Origin of the sequence: Corynebacterium sp. TAE3-ERU30 (assembly GCF_019209925.1) — a bacterium.
Taxonomy (GTDB): domain Bacteria; phylum Actinomycetota; class Actinomycetes; order Mycobacteriales; family Mycobacteriaceae; genus Corynebacterium; species Corynebacterium megadyptis.
In genome coordinates this window covers 437,634-459,676 of sequence record NZ_JAHUTO010000001.1, presented here as the reverse complement: position 1 = coordinate 459,676, position 22,043 = coordinate 437,634, and the positions used below count along the sequence as shown (strand labels likewise).

The window sequence follows — 22,043 nt, the reverse complement described above, 5'->3', positions numbered from 1 at the left end:
GTCCTTGACAGATGTTTCGGTGGGCTAGGGCAGCAGGTGGTGGGCCGAGGAGGGGCAGGGCACACCGTCGGGGAACGGGGCTAGTAGGCGCCGTCGCGGGAGAGCACAGCACGCAGGGTGCTCCACAAAATGTGGATGTCTTCCAACAGCGACCAGTTTTCAACATAAGACAGATCCAAGCGTACGGACTGCTCCCACGATAGATTGGACCGGCCCGAGACTTGCCATAGCCCAGTCATACCGGGGCGGACGAGCATACGGCGGGCGACGAAGGGATCGTATTGCATGACTTCCTCGCGCAGTGGTGGACGAGGACCGACCAGGCTCATGCTGCCGCCGAGAACATTGAAGAGCTGGGGAAGCTCATCCAAGCTGAAGCGGCGCAAGAACTTACCGAAGGGTGTGATGCGGGGATCGTCTTTCATCTTGAAGAGCACCCCACCATCGCTTTCATTCTGCTCCCGCAGCTTGTCTTTCATCTTGTCCGCATCCACGACCATGGAGCGGAACTTGATCATGCCGAAGGGTTCGTTATTCATCCCGAGCCGCTCGGCCACATAGAACACCGGGCCGCGGCTGGTGAGCTTTACTCCGAGGGCGCAGATCAGCAGCAGGGGAGAGAAGAGCAGAATGAGCAGGAACGCGCCGATCTTGTCCAGCAGCAGCTTGCCCAGCCTGCTGGCGCCACGATAGCGCGGCTTATCGACGTGAATCAGCGGGATACCCGCCACAGGGCGCATCATCATGCGCGGCCCGGCGACGTCGATAATGCCCGGTGCCACCAAGATGTCCACATTGAGTTCTTCCAAGTCCCAGCTGAGCTCGCGCATACCCTGCAAGCCGATGGTGTACGCGCCGGCGATGGCGACGGTATCGGCTCCGGTGCGTTCCGCGAGGTGTTTGATATCGCGCCAGCTCGATACCGTCGGCGTGGAGGAGGTAACCCCCGGCAGCTGCTGGAGCTCCTCGGCGGCGCCGGTGGTACACAGGCCCACGATGCGCCATGGAGTGGTCCGGTTGCTGACAACGGTGTTGAGGAGCTCGCTGAGGGTGGAGCTGCCGACGGCAATTACGCGGCGCTCGCAGCGCCCCTTAATGTAGCTCCGCCACAAACGCCGCCGCCAGAACCAGCGGGTGAGGAAAAGTAGCGTCAGCCCGAGGGAGAGGGCCACGAAGAGATAGCCGCGAGAGAGATCGGTTTCGGTGAGCACGCTCGTGATGGAGATCAGGCCGAAGACGATGAAGGTGGAGTGGAGCACCCGCGTATAGGTCTCCGCACCATCCGCGATCACGCGCTCATCGGCGGCCTGGATGATGCGCAGGGTGATGAACCATCCAATGGCGATCAAGGGGGTGATGAGCAGGTAGGGAATCTGTTGCGCGCCTGCTTGGGCATAAGAATCGCGGGTGCCAAAGCGCACTAAATCCGCGCAGATTACGGCTATGGCCACGCTCACCGCATCCATGATCACTATGCGCTGGCGCAGACTGTGTTGGGCCTGACGTATGCTCAGCCGCGAAGGGACAGGCTCGGAATAATTTTCTGTAGGCGAGGGCTTCCTGTTCGTCGATACAGACCGTATCGCGTCAAGCATGTGGTCGGCCACCAAACGTTGTAGACGGTGCGGATGTGGAACACGGTGATCTTATCGAAAATTTACTCAGACATGTCAAAGTTTCAGCTCAGTGTGACGTATTGAATTTTTTGCCATAAATGGGCATTGCGCGTGGGGTGGAAAACGCCCAGAATAGCCCCACTATGGGTGCATAGAGGCTGCGTATCCGAGTGCTTAGGGCACCCCAAGGTGAGGGTAAATGATGCCGGCTGTAAAGCGCGGGATCACTTATCCGAGGTGTTAGCATGACAGTTATGCACCGGATGGTACGACGTGGACTTATTGCCCTTGTAGCAGTGTTCGTGCTTCTTATAATCGGCTCCATCGTGGCCTTGGGCGCTGCGTATTGGATGTTTTCCGGCTATCAGACCGCGAACTCCGAGCGCACGGCAACCGACACAGCCGCAGCACCGAGCCACAACGGCATCTACCTCGTGATGGTGCGAGATACGCGCGCCGGGGGCAACGCCGAATTGCTGAACTCCCGCAGCGAACGCCCGAGTGATGTGGGCCGTACCGATGTCATGGTGCTGGCGCGGTTGAAGTCGGGCACCCCGATCGAGATGGTGTCGATCCCGCGCGATACTTTGGTGGATATTCCGGCATGTAAGCGCTCTGATGGCAGCAGCACAGAGCCGCAGTACACCAAGATCAACGCCGCCTATGCCTTCGGTGCCTCGAGCGATAGCGCCGCCCAAGCCTCCCCCTATGGAATCGCCTGCGCCGAGAAAACAGTGCACGATCTCTCTGGTATCAGCGTGGAAGGCTCGATGGTGCTGGATTCGAAGGCTATTGAGACGGCCATCGACCGTCTCGGCGGGGTAGAGCTGTGCGCCTCGGCGGCGCATGCTGCCGCCATCGCGGGACTGAAAGAGGGCTGCCATACCGTCGACGGCGCCACGGCCTTTGCTTTTTCCCAAGCGCGCTATGGCATCGACAATGAGTCGGATATCGCCCGCATTGATCGCCAGCACATGCTCATCGAGGCCTTTGCCGCGCGCCTATCGGAAAAGCGCGTGCCTTGGGATATCCCAGAGCTGATGGATATTGTCCACGACCTAGGGCCGCACATCACCACCTCGGAGGGGCTGATCTCGATGAACAACGCCACCAAGGCGCTCTCGGCCACCCGTAATGGCTCGGTGCAGGCAGAAACCATGCCTTTTGTTCCTGCCCCAGACGGAATCAACGTCCAGCCCGCGCCCGAGGCCGAGCACACCTGGGCGCGACTGCGCGGCGAGCAGGAGAGCGGGCAATAAAGCGTCGATAAGCGCCGAGCAGCGCCGCCTTCTCGGCTGTCTAGGGCAAAGAGGGGGTATAGCGCAGCGGGTTGGGGCGCAGCTCCACCTCCGTGGCAATGCGCAGGTTAGAGGCCACCTTTTTCTTCTCCCGCAGCTCGTAGAGCCGGGAGACCACCCGATCGCGCACCGTGTAGGGCGACATGGTGTTCAGATAAATCTTGGTGCCGCCCTCAAAACCGGCAAGCGTCGAGACGCGCCATTTGATCATCACGCGCCACGGCATCGGCAAATCTAGGTTGATGGGCTTATGGTGCCACTCCTCATTGCATGGAACTTCGGCGCCGGTGGCGGCGTGGCAGGCGTGGATGAGATCGCTCATGGCATCGCGCTCATCATCAGTGTGATTCCACGGCTCGGAGCGCGCCGACTTAGAGAAGATCTCGAGAGTGGGGTAGCGGTGCCCGAACCCGGCAAAGCACACGGCGTGATCATTCTCGGCGATCACAAGATTGTGGCGGTGGGCATAATCCACAGCCCACTCGTTATACATATTGGGATTCGCCCGCAGCCGCGAGATTTCGCCCTCTGCCTGCACCCCGCGATCATCGATGGCCACCAGTTGCTTGTGCAGGTGATCGAAGGAGGCGCCGGCAGGCTTCAACCAGTTCTGGAACACCGCCACATAGGGGGCATAGCGGTTGTGGCGGTAGAGATCCTGCATGGAGTCCACGGTGAAACGGATGAAGGCGCGGTGCTCATCCACGCTGAGGGTGCCCGACGAAGCCAGCCCCGAGGTGTCGGTGGCGTCGTCTCGGAAGTGGCGGCGGCCGATAATCACGTCATGGCCGCCGGCGAAATAGCCCGGCGCCTTGGCCAGCAAGTCCTCCTCGGTGGTGGCCATCACCTGGGCCTCGGGGATACCGGAGGCGCGCATACGGGTCCGCACAATATTGAGCACATGCTCTCGCCCCGCGGGATCCGCGATATAGGTGTGCATGCGCTGCGAGATCTCCTCATCGATGGTCAGGTCATAATTGGCCTGCCAATAATCAAAGGACAGGATCTCGAAGAGGTTCGGCACCCGGCGGAAGGCGTAATTCTCATCCAGCTCGCTCGGCAGCAGCCCGCGCTTGATCTCCCAGCCGAGATCGGTGCGCACGATGCGTGATTTCTCCGGCGGGGTCTCGAGCAGGCGGGCCGCGCCAAAGGCGCAGGAGGTATCCCGGTCCTCGTCCTGTAGGGGCTTGGTCTCCACCTTCGGCACGGCGAGTGGGCGATTGCCGCGGCCGGGCACCGTCCACACCTCCGTGCCGGAGAACGGGTTAATCTGCTTGATTGTGCCGTCCGCCATCGTTTGCAAGGGGGCGGGCCGAGAATACATGGGAGAACTCATAGACCCTAGCGTATTAGCTGCACCCTCGACTAGCATGCAAGCATGGCACAGGTCATCTTCGATTGTCTCGTTCCCACCGCAGAGATTCCCGAGCTCAAGCAGCGCTGTGAACTGCTACTTTCTCGCCTCATCGAGTACAACAAAGTAGGAGAAGCCCAGCTCCGCGCCGTCGAGCAGAACCCAGCCCTTCTCGAGGGGGTGGAAAAGGCGTTGCGCGACACCTACGCCGAACAGCACGAGGGGCGAGAGCTCGCCAATGCTGAGGTGATTCGGATGCTCATGCATATTGAGCGCCCCGCCCACTCTCTCAACGGGCTGGTTATGGTTCTCTCCCGGCTCTTCACCCCCGCCGCCACGCTGCCGCGCGATCCCGCTGCTCTCGAAAACGAGATGGCTTTCGAGCTGCCGGCCCGCTATCCCTGGACCGTGCAGGTCCATCCCTAACCATCGCTGCAGTTCTGTTCTGCCCTGTTCTGTTTTCTTCGCTCGCTAGCGATACCGCTGCCAGCGCGTGTGAGGGGCGCTACACTGTGCGTTTGTGGCTCAAACAAGTGCGGAGCTAGACCACGGTATCTAGACCGCGTTATCTGGGCCACAACCGACATTCCGAGCACAGCGCGAACAAGGATATTTCATGGCACCCCAGAACTCGTGGAATGGCCGCGAGGACGCATATCGTCCCCAGAACGCAGCAGAGGACACCCAATTTTTACCCCGCCCCGGCCAGCCTGGGCCGCAGGGTACGAGCAACCAGGCCTATGACGGCCAGTGGGATACACCTGCTCCCGCCGGCGGCCCCGGTGGGCCAGGTGGGCCAGGTGGGCCGACCGGTCCCCAAGGGCCGGGTAGGGCTGGCGGGGCGTCCGGCGGCCGATTTGTCTTCGGCCCCTTTTTCATCGGACTCGCCATCGGTCTCGTGGTGGCACTCGTCGTTGGTATCGCCGCGTGGATGATGGCCGGCAGCGAGAAACGCGCCCTTGCCGCAGAGGTCGACGGCATCCAAGAGACACTCACCGCCTATGACTCGGCAAGCACCTTCGTGGAAGCCAATGAGTACATGTGCGAGGAGCACAAGGGCAACACTGATCACCTCGCTTTGCTCGATAAGCTGGCGGGAGACACTGAGGCGGAGCCGGGCATGGAGGCCGTGACCGTGGAAAAACTGCATTTTGTGGGAGACGATCGCCAGCGCATCCGCTTTGAGGACAGTAAATACCCCACCCTGCTGAAAAAGGAGGATGGGGCCTGGCTCGTGTGTGATCCTTATGTGAATATGCGGCAGCTAAGCGAGGCCTATGAAGACGGAGTGGACTCCCTCGTGGGATCACTCTTTGGTGACGGCGGCCTCGACCTCTTTGGTGACCTCGGCGGCCTCGACACCCTTGAAGGGCTCAATGACATCACCGGGGAGAGCATCGAGGACTGGGAGCAGCAGTACCAGGACCTGATGGGCCAGCTGGGGCTCTAAGCTCAACGCCGCCGCGGTTAGCTTCGAGCGCAGTCTGCGGCGAGCTGCCTGCCGGCGGCGCGCAATTGCTCGGCCACATCCATCCCTGGGGCGAGTTCCTGCACCATCGCTGGGCGCTGCTGTGCCTCATAGCTCCCGCACACCACTACGGCGGTGGTATCAGCTGCCGCAGCCAACTCGCTAATATGGCCTACCACCTTGCCGCCGAAGGAAGTATCGTCCACTCGGCCCTCGCCCGTGACCACCACATCGGCGGCAGCAATCTTCTCGCCAAGGCCGTGGTGGGCGGCCACAAACTCCGCGCCGGGTACGAGCTGAATGTGCTCGTTCGTGCCGTGGATCAGCCCCGATAGCCAGCTCAGGCCCACTGGGAGTGCCCCCGCAGCGCCAAGCCCGGCGGTGGCAGGGTCCACATCGCAGACCGAGCACAGCTGCGCAATACCGGCGTCCAGGACCTCGATATCTGCGTCGCTGGCACCCTTTTGCGGCCCAAATACTGCCGCCGCCCCCTGCGCTCCGGTGGCGGGGTTTGTTACATCCGCCAGCAGCACCCAGTCCACGGCGGCGGCCTTCACGTTCAGCTGCGCGGTATCGATGACATCGAGATTGCGTAGATCCCCGCCGCCCTGGCGCAGCATATAGCCGCGGTGATCCATGGGCGCCGCCCCGAGGGCGACGAGAATGCCGGTGCCGCCATCGACGGTGGCAGTGCCGCCCAAGCCGAGCACGATGCGTTGCGCGCCGCGCTCCACCGCATCGGCGATGAGCACGCCGGTGCCATAGGTATCCGAGCTCAGCGGGCTGTGTCCCTCGCCGACCTGGGGCAGGCCAGAGGCGGCGGCCACGTCGATTACCGCAGTGGCCGGGGTAGAGTCTTGGGCCGGAATGAAGGTGTAGGTGGCGTCGATAAGCCTGCCATCGGCGGAGGTTGTGGGCAGAGTGATCGGGGTTCCGGCAAAGAGGCTGGATGTTCCCTCGCCGCCATCGGCCATGGGGGCGGCGATGACATCGGCGTCCGGAAGCGCCTCGTGGATGCCGGCGCGAAGATGGGCGCAGGCCTGCTGGGCTGTGGCAGTGCCCTTAAAAGAATCGGGGGCCAGAAGAAACGTCATCGGGCGATCAGTCATAGCTTCACAGTGTATAAGGCCCACCGCTTCCCACGGGCACGCTTTCGGCGCCCTCTGCGCTGCACAGGATTATTATTCACACTAGAACGTCAGTACACGGCGCTGCGCAGCAACGATGCAGCGCAGGAGCAGAGAAATCTCGACCGTGGTTCTTATAAGGAGCGGTGATGATAAATACACGATGGCGCACGCGGCGCGCAGCGGCGATGGGGCACACGAGGGCGGTGGCTGCGGTTCTGGCGGTCATGGCTGTGGCCGGGGCGGTTCTCAGCCCCGCCGGCGCGACTCCCGCAGCCGCAACACCTCCCGCCGGCGCGACTCCCGCAGCTGCAGCACCTCCCGCAGCCGCGAGCACGGGTGTGGATGGCCCCCGCGTGGCGCGGCCCTCTCTCGCGAAACGGGTGCTGCTCGACTCCGAGGTTCGCCCCTTGCAGCCGCAGGGGACTAATGATCCTTCCTGTCGCGCCACCGCAGAGCGGCAGGAGGCCGTGATCTTGGTGCATGGCACGGATTCCACCTTCTATGGCGACTACGCGGAATTAGGGCCACGGCTCGTGGACGATGGCTGGTGTGTATTTGGACTGGACTATGGCATGGGGCCCGATCCAGATCGGGGCTTCGGCTATCGCCCGCTTGAAGAATCGGCGGCCCAGGTGGATGAGCTGGTGCGCGCGGCGCTGGCCACTTCTGGGGCCACGGGCGTGCACATCATTGGTTTTTCCCAAGGCGCCTCGGTGGCCCGCATGTGGGTGAACGCTATCGATCGGGGTGAGCTCACCCGCAGCTGGATCGGAATCGCCTCGCCGACGCGCGGCGGTGGCCCGGCGCATCTCGGCACCGTGGTGGATCATCTCCACGAGCAGGCGGCGGGGGAGTCGAGCGCAGCACTCAGCCGCGGCCTCGATCGCGTGCTGCAGCCGAGCCTGCAGCAACTCCTGCGCGACTCCCAGGCGATCAAGGAGCAGAACACCCCAGCAGAGACCGTGCCCGGGCCGCGCTATACCACTATTTCCACGCGGATGGACGAAATGATCTGGGATGTGGACGTGCAAAAGATTTACGGCCCGAACACGCAGAATCTGGTGCTGCAGGAGGTGTGCCCGCAGAATCTCGGTGGGCATATGTACTCTCCCTACAACCCGACTGTGCTCAGCGCGGTGTTAAACCTATTGGACAATTGGCAAAGCGGGGGTGAATGGGGGGAGATTGACTGTCGGCCGGTTCCTCTCGGCTTCGACATGCCCGAGCTGATTGTGGTGGACAACCTGCGGAAACTGAGGGGTGATACGGCAAACTCTGAAGGTGTGACATACGTAACACATGGCTAAGTTGCGCATATTCCCCCTGAGCAAGAGACTGGATATCGGTAAGACGATAGAAATTCATCCCTCGAGTTCACGAGGGATATGGGAATTGGAGAATTATGACGAATACCGCCACCAAGAACGATGATGTGCAGTCTGTAGACGCACAGATCTCGGAGTACTACGACCGCTTGTGCCAGCGTAACGCCGGCGAGCCCGAGTTCCACCAGGCGGTGCTCGAGGTTCTGGAATCCCTCAAGATCGTCCTCGACAATGATCCGCATTATGCGGACTATGGCCTGATCCAGCGCCTCTGCGAGCCGGAGCGTCAGCTGATCTTCCGCGTGCCGTGGGTTGATGATCAGGGCGAGGTTCAGGTCAACCGTGGTTTCCGCGTGCAGTTTAACTCTGCACTCGGCCCCTACAAGGGCGGCCTGCGTTTCCACCCCTCCGTGAACCTGGGCATCATCAAGTTCCTCGGTTTCGAGCAGATCTTCAAGAACTCCCTCACCGGCCTGCCTATCGGCGGCGGCAAGGGTGGTTCCGACTTCGACCCCAAGGGCAAGTCCGACGCTGAGATCATGCGTTTCTGTCAGTCCTTCATGACTGAGCTGCACCGCCACATCGGCGAGTACCGCGACGTCCCCGCCGGTGACATCGGAGTGGGCGGCCGCGAGATCGGCTACCTCTTCGGTCAGTACCGTCGTCTGGCTAACCAGCACGAGTCCGGCGTTCTCACCGGCAAGGGCCTCGAGTGGGGCGGCTCCCTGGTGCGTACCGAGGCCACCGGTTATGGCCTGGTGTACTTCACCAAGGAAATGATGGCTGCCGACGGCGAGTCCCTCAATGGCGCCAAGGTGATCGTGTCCGGTTCCGGCAACGTGGCTATCTACGCCATCGAGAAGGCTCAGGAATTCGGCGCTGTGGTGATCGGCTGCTCCGATTCCCAGGGCTGGATCCACACCCCGAACGGCATCGACGTGGCCAAGCTGAAGGAGATCAAGGAGGTCCGCCGCGACCGCATCTCCGCCTACGCCGACGAGGTCGAGGGTGCTACCTATCACTCTGACGGCTCCATCTGGGATCTCGAGTGCGATGTGGCCCTGCCCTGCGCTACTCAGAACGAGCTCAACGGTGAGCACGCTCAGAAGCTCATCGACAACGGCTGTAAGTACGTTGCTGAGGGCGCCAACATGCCCTCCACCCCGGAGGCTGTTGAGGTCTTCCGCGAGAAGAAGATCGCCTTCGGCCCCGGTAAGGCCGCCAACGCCGGTGGTGTTGCTACCTCCGCACTGGAGATGCAGCAGAACGCCTCCCGCGACTCCTGGTCCTTCGAGTACACCGACGAGCGTCTCCACGTGATCATGCGCAATATCTTCCGCGCATGTAAGCGTACCGCCGAGGAGTACGGCCACGAGGGCGACTACGTTATCGGCGCGAACATCGCCGGCTTCAAGAAGGTTGCCGACGCCATGCTGGCGCAGGGCGTTATCTAACACCCTGCCCGCGGGATGCTATCCCGCTACTGACACACCCTGTCCTCCGGTCCTTGTGGCCGCGGGCAGGGTGTCTGTCGTTGCAGGGTTAAGAAAGCGTAGTGCCGTTTTCTTCGCCTGCATACGCCCATGTCACTCCACGCTGTGGCGGCTATGTCACGCTAAACTAAGGGCCATGTATCGCGTCTTTGAAACCCTTGATGAAATGGTCCAAACCGTAGAGCAGGCCTATGGCGTGCCTATGACTCCCAATTGCATGGTGCCGCGCAATGACATGCTCATGCTGCTTGATGAGCTACGTAATGCCCTGCCGGTAGAAATTGACGATGCGCAGGACGTATTGGATAAGCGTGACGAGATTGTGCACGAGGCCACTACCAAGGCTGATGCCATCGTCGGCGAGGCGCAGGCCGATGCCAACGAGATTATGGATACCGCTAACCGCGATTCCGAGGCCATGGTTAATAACGCCCAGGATCGCGCCCACCGTCTCGTAGCCGAGGCAGAGGATGAGGCTCGCCGGGTGACCGACGATGCCCACCGTGAGGCGGAGGATCGCATTGATCGCGCTGAGGCCGAGGCAGAGCGCCTCGTAGCCCAGGGCAATGACTCCTATGATCGCTCCGTGTCCGAGGGCCTGGCGGAGCAGCAGCGCTTGGTGTCTGAGTCCGAGGTGGTGCGCCGCGCCAACGAGGAAGCTCATCGCGTGGTGGATGCCGCCCATGCTGATTCCAACCGCCTGCGCGCTGAGTGCGATGACTATGTGGATGCCAAGCTGGCCGAGTTCGAGGACAGCCTCAACGCCACCCTGCGTGTGGTCTCCCGGGACCGCACCGCTTTGCGACGCGGCGCCGGTGCCGTAGGAAGCGGCCGCTCGAGCGATAACCAGCGCTACGACTACGGCGAGGAGCTCTAGCCCGCAGCCGTCGCTGACTCCCGCGCTTTCGCCCGCGCGGGGCAAGCAACGTAGTCTAGAGTGCATGACATCACCACTGACATTCGATGTAGCACATCTGCTTTCGCCCTCGGCGAATACGGACTATCAATCCACCACCGGCCCCGCGCCTGAGCGCATCGGGCTGGAATTGATTGCTATTGACCAGGGCTCGGAGCTGGCCGTCGACGCCACCTTGGCCCCCTTGGGTGATGCCATCATGGTTGATGCCACCGTCCACGCCACCTTGAGCGGGCAGTGTGCCCGGTGTCTCGAGCCGCTGAGCGTGGAGCAGGACTTCCGTATTTCGCGGGTCTATTCCGAATCCGCCGACTTTATTGATGATGACGCCGCCGATGACGAGGATGCCGCCGAGGAGTTGCAAGATTCTCTCGGCCACATTGATTCCGGCCGCATCGATTTATTGGATGCCCTGACCACTACGGTGGGCCTTGAGCTACCCTTTAGCCCCACCTGCGAGGACTACGGCGACGAGTGCGATTATGATCTCGTGCCTGCCCCGGATGGGGTATCGGGCGAAGAAGAGGAAGACCGCATTGATCCGCGGTGGGCAGGATTGGAGAAGTTTCAGTGAGTCGTCGTAAACAGCGTATTCCCCGCGAAAAGGCATGGGAGCAACGTTTTCACGAGGTCGATCACGCCCCGCTGCTGCAGGCGCTCGGTGTGGAGCTTTCCGATGACAGCCTGAAGCTGGCGCTGACGCACCGTTCTTTTGCCAATGAGCACGAGCATTTGCCCAATAATGAGCGGCTCGAGTTTCTTGGCGACGCCGTCCTCGGGCTGTCCGTGGCCACTCGGCTCTATCACAACTATCCGCACAGCCCCGAGTCCGATATCTCGAAGATGCGGGCCTCTATTGTCTCCCGCTATGGCCTGGCGGATATCGCCCGCGAGATCAATCTCGGTCCCCATATTCTCTTGGGCAAGGGCGAGCTGATGACCGATGGCGCCAATAAAGATTCCATCCTGGCCGATACCACCGAGGCGCTGCTGGGTGCTATCTATATCGAGCATGGTTTCGCCGTGGCCGAGCAGGTGGTGCTCACCCTCTTCGGGCGCAAGATTGAAACCGCCCGCAGCACGGGGCTGCACGTGGACTATAAGACGGCGCTGCAAGAACGCGCCGCAGAGAATAAGCGGGAAGCACCGCTGTATCACTGCACCGCAGTGGGGCCGGATCACGAGCGCCACTTCACGGCCTATGCCGTGATCGAGGGCCGCCTCGTGGGTAGGGGAGAAGGCCCCAATAAGAAATCTGCCGAGCAGCAGGCCGCCCGCGAAGCGGTGCCTGCCCTCGAGCACGACTGGGACACCCTGCCGCTTTTCGACGCCGCCAGCGTGGACTAGTACCCCCATGCCGGAACTCCCCGAGGTAGAGGTGGTGCGCAGCGGCCTGGCGCCACGATTGGAACAGCGCCGCATCGCAGCGGCCCGCATCCTGCATCCGCGGGCTATCCGCCACAATGAGGACTCGCTGGAGGCGTTCGCCGCCCGGCTGTGTGGCCGCCGGATCGAGGCGGTCTCCCGGCGGGGGAAGTTCATGTGGCTGCGTCTTGATAGCCACCAAGCAGTAGTGGTGCACCTCGGCATGTCGGGGCAGATGCTGCTCAGTACCGATCCCCATGCCCATGACACCCATCCGCACCTGCGGGCCGCCCTGCAGCTGGAGGACGGGCCTGCCGTGTGGTTTGTGGATCAGCGCACCTTTGGCTACTGGCGCCTGGATGAGCTGGTGCCTCTGGGCGAGCTGGGGCAGCGCATACCGGCGTCGATAAGCCATATCGCTCGCGATCTGCTCGATCCCGAGGTGTCGCTGCCGCAGGCGGCGGCGGCGTTGAAGCAGCGGGCGCGCCCGATCAAGGCACTGCTGCTGGAACAAACCATCGTCTCCGGTATTGGCAATATTTATGCTGATGAGATGCTGTGGGCGGCAGGGGTTGCGCCGACGCGCTCGGCCCAGCGCATCAGCCTGCAGCGGCTGCGGGCGCTGCTGGAGGCAGGGCAGCAGGTGATGCAGCGGGCCCTCGCCCAAGGCGGCACCAGTTTCGATGATCTCTATGTGAACGTCAATGGTGCATCCGGCTATTTCGCGCGATCGCTCAACGCCTATGGGCAAGAGGGGCTACCCTGTGCGCGCTGTGGTACCGAGATAAGAAGAATCACAGTGGTGGGTCGCTCGACCTATTTTTGTGGCCGCTGCCAGCACTAACCGCCTAAGTGAGAAGCATTACGGTAGGAAGAATTCGTGTCCGGCGGTATATTTTTCCTCATGGAATCTTTAACCGCTGCGATTGACTCATTTAATGAGTACTTCTGGTACCTGGTCATCGCCCTTTTGGTCATTGCTGGCGTGTACTTCGGTGTACGCACCGTGCTCGTCCAGCTCCGGTTCGTGCCGGAGATGTTCAAGTCCATCACCGAAAAGCCCTCCGATATTTCGGAAGGCAAACAGGGCGTCTCCGCGTTTAAGGCCTTCACCATCTCCGCGGCCTCGCGCGTGGGCACCGGCAACGTCGTCGGTGTGGCCATCGCTATCGCCACTGGCGGTCCGGGTGCGGTGTTCTGGATGTGGCTATTTGCGCTGCTCGGCGGTGCCACCGCCTTCGTGGAGTCCACCTTGGCGCAGGTATATAAGGTGCGCGATGAGGATTCTTATCGCGGCGGCCCGGCCTACTACATCACCAAGGCCTTCAAGGCCCGCTGGCTGGCGCTGCTCTATGTCATCGCCATCGTCACCACCTATGGTTTCGTGTTCAATGCGGTGCAGTCCAACTCCATCGCTGCGGCCGTCACCCTGTCCTTCGGTATGGACACCATGGCGGCCAAGATGATCGTCGGCGCCCTCATGGCGGTGGCGACCTACGTGGTGATCTTCGGCGGCATTCGCCGCATCGGTGGCTTCACTCAAGTGGTGGTGCCGGTGATCGCCGTGGCCTATATCCTCATGGGCTTCATCGTGGTGGCGCTGAACATCACCGAGGTGCCCCGCATGCTGGAAAATATCGTGCTCAACGCCTTCGGTATCCGCGAGTTCGCCGGCGCCACCCTCGGTGCAGTCATCATGAGGGGTGTGCAGCGCGGCCTGTTCTCCAACGAAGCCGGTATGGGCTCGGTGCCCAATGCCGCCGCGACCGCGAGTGTCTCTCACCCCGCCAAGCAGGGCCTGATCCAGACCCTGGGCGTCTACTTCGACACCCTCGTGGTGTGTACCATCACCGCCTTCATCATCCTGCTCTCCCGCGGCGACTACGCGGCCAGCGATGGCGGCATCGAGCTCACCCAAACCGCGCTGGCCTCCACCGTCGGCACGTGGGGCATCCACTTCCTCACCGTGGTGATCATCTTCCTGGCCTTCTCCTCGGTGATCGGTAACTACTACTATGGCCAGTCCAATATCGAATTCCTCACCAAGTCGCCGAAGGCGCTTACCATCTACCGCGTCGTGGTGGGCCTGTGCGTCTTCGGTGGCGCGCTGGGTACTGTGCCGCTGGTGTGGTCGCTGGCCGATGTGTTCTCCGGTTTGATGGCCACGATCAACCTGGTGGTTATCATCCCGCTCGGTGGCGTGGCTGTGGCCGTGCTCAAGAACTTCTCCGAGCAGCGAGCCAAGGGCCAGAACCCCGTCTTCCACCGCGACGATGTGCCCGGCCTGCGCGGCTGGGACGGCATGGAATGCTGGGACGGCTCCGATCCGCTGACCCACCGCGAAGAAAAGGCAAAGGATTTCTAATCGATGTGTCCGTCGCAGGATCACTCCTCAGCAGCAGCGGCCGGCAGCGAGCCTGACGCCTCCCACACCGCAGACGCTGCCGGCACTCGGGTCACAGCCTGGGTGCACGGCCACGTCCAAGGCGTCGGTTTTCGCTGGTGGACCCTGCAAAACGCGAAAGAGCTCGGGCTCGCTGGATATGCGAAAAACCTCGTGGACGGGCGAGTCTGCGTGGTGGCCGAAGGCACGGAGACGGCCGTGGCAGAGCTGGTGCAGCGACTGAGTGAGCAGCCCAGTAAGCATCACCGGCCCGGCTCGGTGGAGACGGTGATCCCGCACTACACCGACCCGCGCGGGGCGAGCGGTTTTCACACCCGCTAAAATCTGTGCGGTGATCATCGCACGCTGGCCCTTCCGCGGGCTGCCTATCGGGGCAGTTCGTGGATGGGCAGCCCAGCGCCGCTGCCTAGTGAGGAGCGCGAGCTGGGGCCATGCCGGGAGGAATTCAAGGTGTATTTGAAGTCGCTGACTATGAAGGGCTTTAAGTCCTTCGCCAGCGCCACCACCATGAAGTTCGAGCCCGGCATTTGTGCTGTCGTGGGGCCCAATGGTTCCGGCAAATCCAATGTGGTGGATGCGCTGGCCTGGGTGATGGGGGAGCAGGGCGCGAAAAGCCTGCGCGGCGGCAAGATGGACGATGTCATTTTCGCCGGCGCCGGCGGGCGCAAGCCCCTCGGCCGCGCCGAGGTGACGCTGACGATCGATAACTCCGACGGTGCCCTCGACATCGACTACTCCGAGGTGTCTATCACCCGCCGCATGTTCCGCGATGGCGCCTCCGAATACGAGATCAACGGCTCGCGCGCCCGGTTGATGGATATTCAAGAGCTGCTCAGTGATTCCGGCATCGGCAAAGAGATGCACATTATCGTCGGCCAGGGAAAACTGGCCGAGATTCTCGAATCCCGCCCGGAGGAGCGCCGCTCCTATATCGAAGAGGCCGCCGGGGTGCTCAAGCATCGCCGCCGCAAGGAAAAGGCGCAGCGCAAGCTGGTAGGGATGCAGTCCAACCTGGATCGCCTGCGTGACCTCACCGAGGAGCTGGGCAAGCAGCTCAGCCCGCTGGCCCGTCAGGCCGAGGCGGCGCAGAAGGCCGCCACGGTGCAGGCGACGGTGCGGCACAACCGGCTGCAGCTGGCAGGCGATACCATCACCCGCCTGGACGCCGCCTGCGCCGATGCGGAAGTACACCACCGCCGCGCTATCGATAGCCACGCCCAGGCACGTGCGGATCTAGAGCAGGTGCAGGCCGCCGCCGCTGAATGGGACGCCGCGGTAGAAGAGGTGACCCCGCAGCTCGAGCAGGCCCAGAACCTGTGGTTCGAGCTGTCCTCCCTCGCCGAGCGGGTGGACGCCACCTTACGCATCGCCCGGGAGCGCACCAGCCGCGCCGCCGAGGAGGCCTATCAGGGCCCGGATGCCGCGCAGATACGCGAGAAAGCCGAGCTGGCCGAGGAAGAAGCCTATGAGCTCTCCGAAGACAAAGAGATGGCGGCCGCCCAACTCGAGGAGATCTCCGGCGAGCTGGCCGTGGCACGGGAAAACTACGAGCGCGCCGAACGCGAGCACCGCACCCGTATCGCCGCCATCGCCGATCACCAAGCCGGGGTCGCGCGTCTGGTCGAGCGCGTCGATAGTGCGCACAAAGCCATCGCCGCCGCCGAACGGCGCGTCGAGGAACGCGAACAACAGGTGCGCCAGGCTGCCAGCTCCCTCGACGAGTTGAACAAGGAGCTCGCGCAGGCGAAGAAGGCTCTGCAGCACACCACGCTGCAACGCGCCCCCTTGGTGGAGGACTCCCGCCAGGCGCAGGCCGAGGCCCACGCCGCCGAGCAGCGACTCGAGGAGGTCAGCGCCGAGCATCGCGAACTCGACGTGGCCATCTCCCGGCTGGAATCCAAGGTAGAGGTATTAAACCAGCAGCGTCCCCGTGCTGCACTGGCTGCGGACGTCGCCGCAGACTATAGCCAGCTCGCCGAACACGTGCGGGTTGATACCGCCCTCGCCCCGGCAGTGGCGGCGGCACTCGGCTGCCACGCCGAGGCGCTCGTGGGCGAGCTACCCGATGCCGAGCTGCGGGCCCGGCTCGCCGCCGAGAACACCACCGCCACGGCCTTTATCGCCAACGGCGAGGCCGATCCTTGGCGCCTTGACGCCGATATCGGCCCGCATCGCTGGCTCTTGGATGAGGTGGAGCTATCCACCGTGGTGTCCTCGGCGCTGACGCGAATGCTGGTGGATGTGGTGATCGTGCCCGATATCGACGCCGGGCGGGAGCTGGTGGAAGCCGATCCGCGGCTCCGCGCCGTCACCCCTGCCGGGGCGGTGCTGGGGCATGGCTGGCTCATCACCGATAGCGGCAGTGGCGATGCAGCGGCTGTGGGCTCCACCAGCGTGGAGATCGCCCAGCAGATCAGCGATACCGAGGAGACCTTGGCCACTCTGCTGCGCCGCCGCGAAGATATGGCCGGCACCCTCAGCGGCACCAAGAAGGCCGCCGAGGATGCCCGCGTGAACGTGGCTGCCACCACCGCCGCGCTGCGCGAGTTCGACGCGGTGGATAAAACCAAGGCCGCCGAGGTCGATCGGCTCATCAAGGCCACCGACAACCAAGAGCGGGAGCACACCACCCTCTATGAGCGGCTCGATAGGGCCAGCAAGGAGCTGGAGCAGGCGCGCGAGGAGTATCGCACCGTCTCGGAGCTATTGGCCTCGGCAGAGGATGAGGACAGCCCCGCCGAGGTCTCCAGCGCCGAGAAAGACAACCTGGCTGCGCATGTGGAGCAGCTGCGTTCCATGGACACCGAGGCGCGGCTGCGGCTGGGCCAGCTCGAGCAGCGCGAAAACGCAGCCCTCGGCCGGGCCGCGGCACTGAAATCGCAGGCGATGCAGGCCGAGCAGCAGCGCGCCCGGCACGAGGCACGGCTGGAAAAGCGCAAGCAGGAGACGCGCCTGGCCGCCGTGGTGGCGGAGCTGAGCGAACAGATGCGCAACAGGGTGGCGGCGGCACGGGAAGCCGTGTCCACCCAGCGCCATGAGCTGGAGCAGCGCAAGGCCTCGGTGGTCAGCAGCGCCCGCCAGGCGCGCGAGGAGCTGTCCGCGGCTACCCACAAAGCCTCGCGCCTCGGCGATGCCCGCCACGAGGCGGAGATGGCGCTGTCCACGGCGCGGGTGCGGCTGGAGGAAAGCGTCGTCAAGCTCAGCGAGCAGACTGGGCTGGATGCTGCGACGCTGCGCAGCGAGCACGCCCCCGGCCCAGGCTTTGATCGCGCCGCCACCACCCGCGAGTTGAAGCAGGCAGAAAAGCAGCTGGCTGCCCTGGGCAAGGTCAATCCCTTGGCCCTTGAGGAGTACAAGGCGCTGGAGGAGCGCTATGACTATCTCAGCTCCCAGCTGGCCGATGTGGAACAGGCCTGGGCGGATCTGGAGGATGTGATCGAATCGGTGGACGATCAGATCCTCACCCTGTTCACCGAGGCATGGCGGGACGTGGAACAGGAATTCCCCACCGTCTTTGCCACCCTCTTTCCCGGGGGCGAAGGACGGCTGCTGCTCACCGACCCCTCCGACATGCTCGGCACCGGCATCGATGTGGAAGCCCGCCCGCCGGGCAAGCGCGTGAAGCGGCTCTCGCTGCTCTCCGGTGGCGAGAAATCGCTGACCGCGGTGGCGCTGCTCGTCGCGATCTTCAAAGCCCGGCCCTCGCCGTTCTACGTCATGGACGAGGTCGAGGCGGCGCTTGACGACGTCAACCTGCGGCGCCTCATCGCGCTATTTGAGGATCTCCGCGAAACCTCGCAGCTGATCGTGATTACCCACCAAAAACCCACCATGGACATCGCCAACGTGCTCTACGGAGTGACCATGCGTGGCGATGGCGTCACCCAGGTGCTCTCGCAGCGCATGAGCCCGCACAGCGAGCCCCGCAGCGTCGATCCCGCCGTGGGCGAGCCCACGACCTAGCTGCTACGGGCGCGGCAGCACCGGCAAGTGGGAGTCGTGCTGAACTGGCTTGGTACGTGGACTACGCTAAGACTCTTAGCGCAGGCATGCCACGCGCTGCGTCGAGTACCGCACAGTATGTGATCAAGCAGTAGAAGGGGACCACACCAACTTATGAGCACCGGCGCCGGTAGTAGAACCAACACAGCCGCCGATTCCTCCTCCACGGAATTTCTTCTCGGGTGGGCCTTCCGCACCGAGCTGGAACTCAAGCAGGAGTTCGAACACACCCCCACCTTTCCGCTCCGGGCACTGAGCTCGGATGCCCTTGAGCGCATCGAGCGCTTCTACGGGGCATTTTTATCGCGGCAGCTCGCCGATGGCGCCCAGCTAGAGGAGCTCATGGTCTCCTCGCCGAACCTCGCGCTGGCCACCCTGCTCAACCGCGCCTCCACGATGATTGACGCCGAGAGCTTCTTCATCGAATACCTCTCCGGCATGGCGCTGCCGACCACCGAGGACATGGTGGCCGCCGCCGATAGCGCGGCGCGCCGGGTGATCGCAGCCACCGAGACCACCGTGCCCGAGGGCATGGCGGAGTCTCCGGTGCTGGTGCTTGCCGCCCACGTCGGTGTGACTGCCGCCGAGATCCCTGGGCTGCTCGAGCTGCTCGACGCCCAGGATGGCGAGGTAGACGTGGCCTTCTTAGCGGAGGCGGAGGAGCTTCCTGTCACGGCCGCGGTGGCCCAGGCCGCCCCCGAGCTGCTTGCGGAGGTGCTGCATGCGGTGGAGACCTTCCGCCAGTTCACCGCCTCCCAAGGCGCGACGTGGCGGGTGCGTAGTGACGAGTGGCCAAGCCCCGCCATGGTGCAGCCCGTGGCCGAGCATGTGATCGCCGAGCTGCGCGAGCGCCCGGTGGGCACCGAGGACCGCCAGCACGCCGTGGGCGTGGGCACCCGCGAGCTGCGCCCCCGCATCATGTGGAACGCCGCCCGCCGGAAGGTGTGTTTGCGCCTGCCGGAGCAAAAGGTGGTGAACCAGCCGAATGAGGAGATTCAATGGCGGGTGTCTATCGACGGCACCACCACCGTCTACCGCACCGGCCGCCCCTGGGGCGAGCAGCGCCCCTATTCTCAGGCGCTCGATATCGCGGTGGAGCACCAGACCCGCGAGATCGCCATCCACGATGTCACCACCGAGCTGAACTGGGTGGTGCCGGTGATCGACTCGGAGGATCCCGCCCTGATCTTTACCCCCAAGGGCGCGAATGTCACCGACAAGGCCTCCTTGCACTATCCGGAGCTGTGCGTAGTCTGCCCGAACGATGCCCAGGTGGTGGACGTGGTCACCGGCCGCGACCTGCCGATCATCGACACGGTAGCGGTTGAGGGCTGGGATAAGTGGCAGTGCGTGCGGGTAGATACCTCCGATGCGGCGAGCCTGAAGATCGACCGCGAGGGCGCCGGTGAGCAGAATGTGCGCTGCGTGGATGCCCGGCAGCGCGTGATCTTCCGCGATCCCTCGCCGGCCGCCGCCTGCGTGCGCACCACCAGCGGCCTGCCGGTGCATTCCGAATCGTTGCTGGCGGAGTTCCCGCCCACGGTATCGGGCCAGGCAGAAACCTGGTATCTGACCATCTCGGCCTTTGCCGGTATCGGTGAGGAAGGCATGGAGGTGGCCCCCGCCGAGCCGCTGGAAGTGCCCGCTGAGGGCGGCGTCTTCGATATCTTTGATCCTTCCGCGTGGGAGTCGCCGTGGGTGGGGGAGTACCTCATTCGTTTGCGCGGCCCCCGCAATGAGTCCTTCCGCCACGAGTGCGCCCTGGTGGAGGGGCTGCACACCGACAGCGAGGTGGCCGGTGGTTCCCTGACGTTCCGTATCCCTGCCCAGGGTGGGCTCTCCCCGGCGACGCTGCGCATCAGCCACGGCGAGAAACCTTTTGCTGTGGTGCCCTCTCGGGTGGAGGTGGCCGCCGACGCTGCGGGCGTGGATTTCGCCATCACCACCGAGGAAGGCGATCAGCTGCCGCTGCGCTATACCCCGCCGCGGCTGCTCTTTGAGCTGCCGCTCCAGACCCAACCGGCCTCTTGGCGCACCACCCGCGCCCGCGTCCAGCCCACTGAGTTTGATCCGCAGGGCATGGTGCGCCTGCGCGTGCCCGCCGGCGGTGGGGTGAGCCAGCCGAGTATTTCCGTGCGGAATAACCACGGCACCCCCTTGCGCACCGCGAAGATGACGCGCCTGGATGACTACACCTTCGCCGCGGATATGTCGCGCCTTGTGGGCTCGATGAACGCCATGCCCGCCGGCCGTATGGATCTGGAGTGGGTAGATAAGGCCGTGGATCGGAAGGTCTCCGTCGGCCTCGCCGATATCAACCCTGCTCCCTTGACCTCTGGGATTGAGCTTGTCGACGATACCCTGCACTGCAGCGATCTGCCGAGCGATCATCGCGTGGGTGCCTGGATCTGGCCGTTGACGGCGCCGTGGGCGCTGGCGAGCACGATCGACGAGATCGACGCCCAGACCCCGCTGCCGGAGGCCTATCGGGGTGCCGGTGACCTAGCCATTCAGCTCTTTTCCTCGGATCCCTATAGCGTGCAGCGTCCCGCGCGCACTCCCGCAGACACGGCAACGACCATCGCCCAGGAGGGCTACTATCGCAGCGGCTCGGCGGGCTTTACCGAGTTCTCCGCATTTCTTGCCGGCGAGTCCGACTCCGCTCCCGATGATCCCGCGATTATGCCGATGCTCTGGGACTTCCTCGCCTCCGAGGAAAGCGGCGATACCCCGATGCGGCGTGCCATCACCGCGGTGGTGCGTACCCATCCGCAGCAGGCCCTATCAGGGCTGGCCTCCTCGTTGGTGCCCAGTGAGTTGCAGCCGGGTTGTGTGGTCTCCTCTGGCTTGGTGGCCACCCCGATGTCTGGGGCGCAGGAGGGGACCGAGGCCACCGTGGATGCCACGGAGATTCACCGCAATGCGTGGATTGGTGTGCTCAGCACCCTGGCTGGTCTGCCGGAGCTCGCAGCAGCCCTCGAGGAAGAGACCATAAGCCCCGAGACGCGACAGCGGCTGCGGGCCGTGATGAAGCAGCTGGAGGACGCCGCCGGCAAGCGCCTGGTGGAGACGCTGAGCACCGGCCGCGACGCCACCTTGGACACCGCCTGCATTGATCGTTCGACGGTGCAGATCGCGCACATGGATCCCGCCCAGCAGGAGATGCTGCTGGAGATGTTCTTCTCCCAAGCGGAGATCGTGCCGGGGCCGATGATGGCGGATTCCACGCGATTGATGGCGGTATTTGAAACCTTCAAGCACCGCGAGCAGCTCTCTGAGATCTTGGTGCGGCACAAGCTGATCAAGCCTGCCCTGACGCTGATGCGCGGTATCAAGGGCGCGCAGCGCCGACTCTATAACTCGGCGCGCATCCGCTTCGACAAGTTGGATGGCGTGGATACCGATAACCCGCAGGATCTATGGGCGCTGGCGCCGGTGGTGTCCATGATTTTCGCTCTCGCGGCGCGCATGCACGCCCACGACATGCTGGGCAAGTCCAAGCTATTGGATGAGGTGGGCCCGGGCTGGGCCGAGATGGCCACCGTGGTGCCGGATCTCGTGACCGGCGATGTGGTCTCGAGCGAGGCGATGGTACTGGCAGAAAAGTACCCGTCGCTGGCGAGCTAGAGATACTAACGTGGACGGGGATATCCCAATACAGACCCACTAGTG

16 protein-coding genes are annotated in these 22,043 nt (G+C 63.5%); 13 read left to right on the top strand and 3 right to left on the bottom strand.

The genetic code is table 11. The features are described from left to right. Window positions 1-80: 80 nt before the first annotated feature. Window positions 81-1,466: a sugar transferase gene (locus KR227_RS02030; protein ID WP_255549013.1), complete on the bottom strand. Its 1,386-nt coding sequence runs from the start codon at window positions 1,464-1,466 to the stop codon at window positions 81-83. A 452-nt stretch (window positions 1,467-1,918) separates the two neighbouring features. Here KR227_RS02030 and KR227_RS02025 point away from each other — a divergent pair, with 452 nt between their 5' ends. Next, on the top strand, window positions 1,919-2,875 hold the full coding sequence (locus KR227_RS02025) for an LCP family protein (RefSeq protein ID WP_218363486.1): 957 nt from the start codon (window positions 1,919-1,921) through the stop codon (window positions 2,873-2,875). A gap of 40 nt (window positions 2,876-2,915) precedes the next feature. On the opposite strand, the gene KR227_RS02020 is transcribed toward KR227_RS02025, so the two are convergent. Continuing rightward, complete coding sequence (locus KR227_RS02020) at window positions 2,916-4,250, bottom strand: DUF4921 family protein (protein WP_218363485.1); 1,335 nt, start codon at window positions 4,248-4,250, stop codon at window positions 2,916-2,918. 42 nt (window positions 4,251-4,292) lie between these two features. Between KR227_RS02020 and KR227_RS02015 the strand changes: the two genes are divergently transcribed. Both KR227_RS02015 and KR227_RS02010 read left to right on the top strand, forming a co-directional pair. Then, complete coding sequence (locus tag KR227_RS02015) at window positions 4,293-4,694, top strand: hypothetical protein (protein WP_151548825.1); 402 nt, start codon at window positions 4,293-4,295, stop codon at window positions 4,692-4,694. A 190-nt stretch (window positions 4,695-4,884) separates the two neighbouring features. Further along, window positions 4,885-5,718, top strand: coding sequence for a hypothetical protein (locus tag KR227_RS02010; RefSeq protein WP_218363484.1), 834 nt, complete (start codon window positions 4,885-4,887; stop codon window positions 5,716-5,718). Window positions 5,719-5,735: 17 nt separating this feature from the next. On the opposite strand, the gene KR227_RS02005 is transcribed toward KR227_RS02010, so the two are convergent. Then, complete coding sequence (locus tag KR227_RS02005) at window positions 5,736-6,845, bottom strand: glycerate kinase (protein WP_218363483.1); 1,110 nt, start codon at window positions 6,843-6,845, stop codon at window positions 5,736-5,738. Between the two features lie 167 nt (window positions 6,846-7,012). Here KR227_RS02005 and KR227_RS02000 point away from each other — a divergent pair, with 167 nt between their 5' ends. From KR227_RS02000 to KR227_RS01955, 10 genes are all read left to right on the top strand, one after another. Beyond that, window positions 7,013-8,173, top strand: coding sequence for a triacylglycerol lipase (locus KR227_RS02000; RefSeq protein WP_218363482.1), 1,161 nt, complete (start codon window positions 7,013-7,015; stop codon window positions 8,171-8,173). A gap of 95 nt (window positions 8,174-8,268) precedes the next feature. Beyond that, the gene (gene gdhA, locus KR227_RS01995) at window positions 8,269-9,645 is read left to right on the top strand and encodes an NADP-specific glutamate dehydrogenase (protein WP_255549012.1); all 1,377 of its coding nucleotides are present in this window, start codon (window positions 8,269-8,271) and stop codon (window positions 9,643-9,645) included. Between the two features lie 175 nt (window positions 9,646-9,820). Continuing rightward, window positions 9,821-10,561 carry a DivIVA domain-containing protein gene (locus KR227_RS01990; protein ID WP_151528499.1) on the top strand — a complete coding sequence of 247 codons (741 nt, stop codon included), beginning with the start codon at window positions 9,821-9,823 and terminating at the stop codon, window positions 10,559-10,561. Between the two features lie 64 nt (window positions 10,562-10,625). Continuing rightward, a complete protein-coding gene (locus KR227_RS01985) occupies window positions 10,626-11,174 on the top strand; it encodes a DUF177 domain-containing protein (RefSeq protein WP_218363481.1) in 549 nt (182 codons plus the stop codon). Next, window positions 11,171-11,947 (top strand): ribonuclease III, encoded by a 777-nt coding sequence (gene rnc / locus KR227_RS01980; RefSeq protein WP_218363480.1) that lies wholly within the window; start codon window positions 11,171-11,173, stop codon window positions 11,945-11,947. Before KR227_RS01985 ends, rnc begins: the two co-directional genes overlap by 4 nt. A 7-nt stretch (window positions 11,948-11,954) precedes the next feature. Beyond that, window positions 11,955-12,809, top strand: coding sequence for a bifunctional DNA-formamidopyrimidine glycosylase/DNA-(apurinic or apyrimidinic site) lyase (gene mutM, locus KR227_RS01975; RefSeq protein ID WP_218363479.1), 855 nt, complete (start codon window positions 11,955-11,957; stop codon window positions 12,807-12,809). A gap of 60 nt (window positions 12,810-12,869) precedes the next feature. Continuing rightward, window positions 12,870-14,330 (top strand): sodium:alanine symporter family protein, encoded by a 1,461-nt coding sequence (locus tag KR227_RS01970; RefSeq protein WP_218363478.1) that lies wholly within the window; start codon window positions 12,870-12,872, stop codon window positions 14,328-14,330. A 3-nt stretch (window positions 14,331-14,333) separates the two neighbouring features. Next, window positions 14,334-14,690, top strand: coding sequence for an acylphosphatase (locus KR227_RS01965; protein WP_218363477.1), 357 nt, complete (start codon window positions 14,334-14,336; stop codon window positions 14,688-14,690). A gap of 129 nt (window positions 14,691-14,819) precedes the next feature. Then, window positions 14,820-18,332, top strand: a complete 3,513-nt coding sequence (smc, locus tag KR227_RS01960; RefSeq protein WP_218363674.1) for a chromosome segregation protein SMC — start codon at window positions 14,820-14,822, stop codon at window positions 18,330-18,332. A gap of 153 nt (window positions 18,333-18,485) precedes the next feature. Next, window positions 18,486-21,998: a hypothetical protein gene (locus KR227_RS01955; protein ID WP_218363476.1), complete on the top strand. Its 3,513-nt coding sequence runs from the start codon at window positions 18,486-18,488 to the stop codon at window positions 21,996-21,998. Window positions 21,999-22,043: the final 45 nt, after the last annotated feature.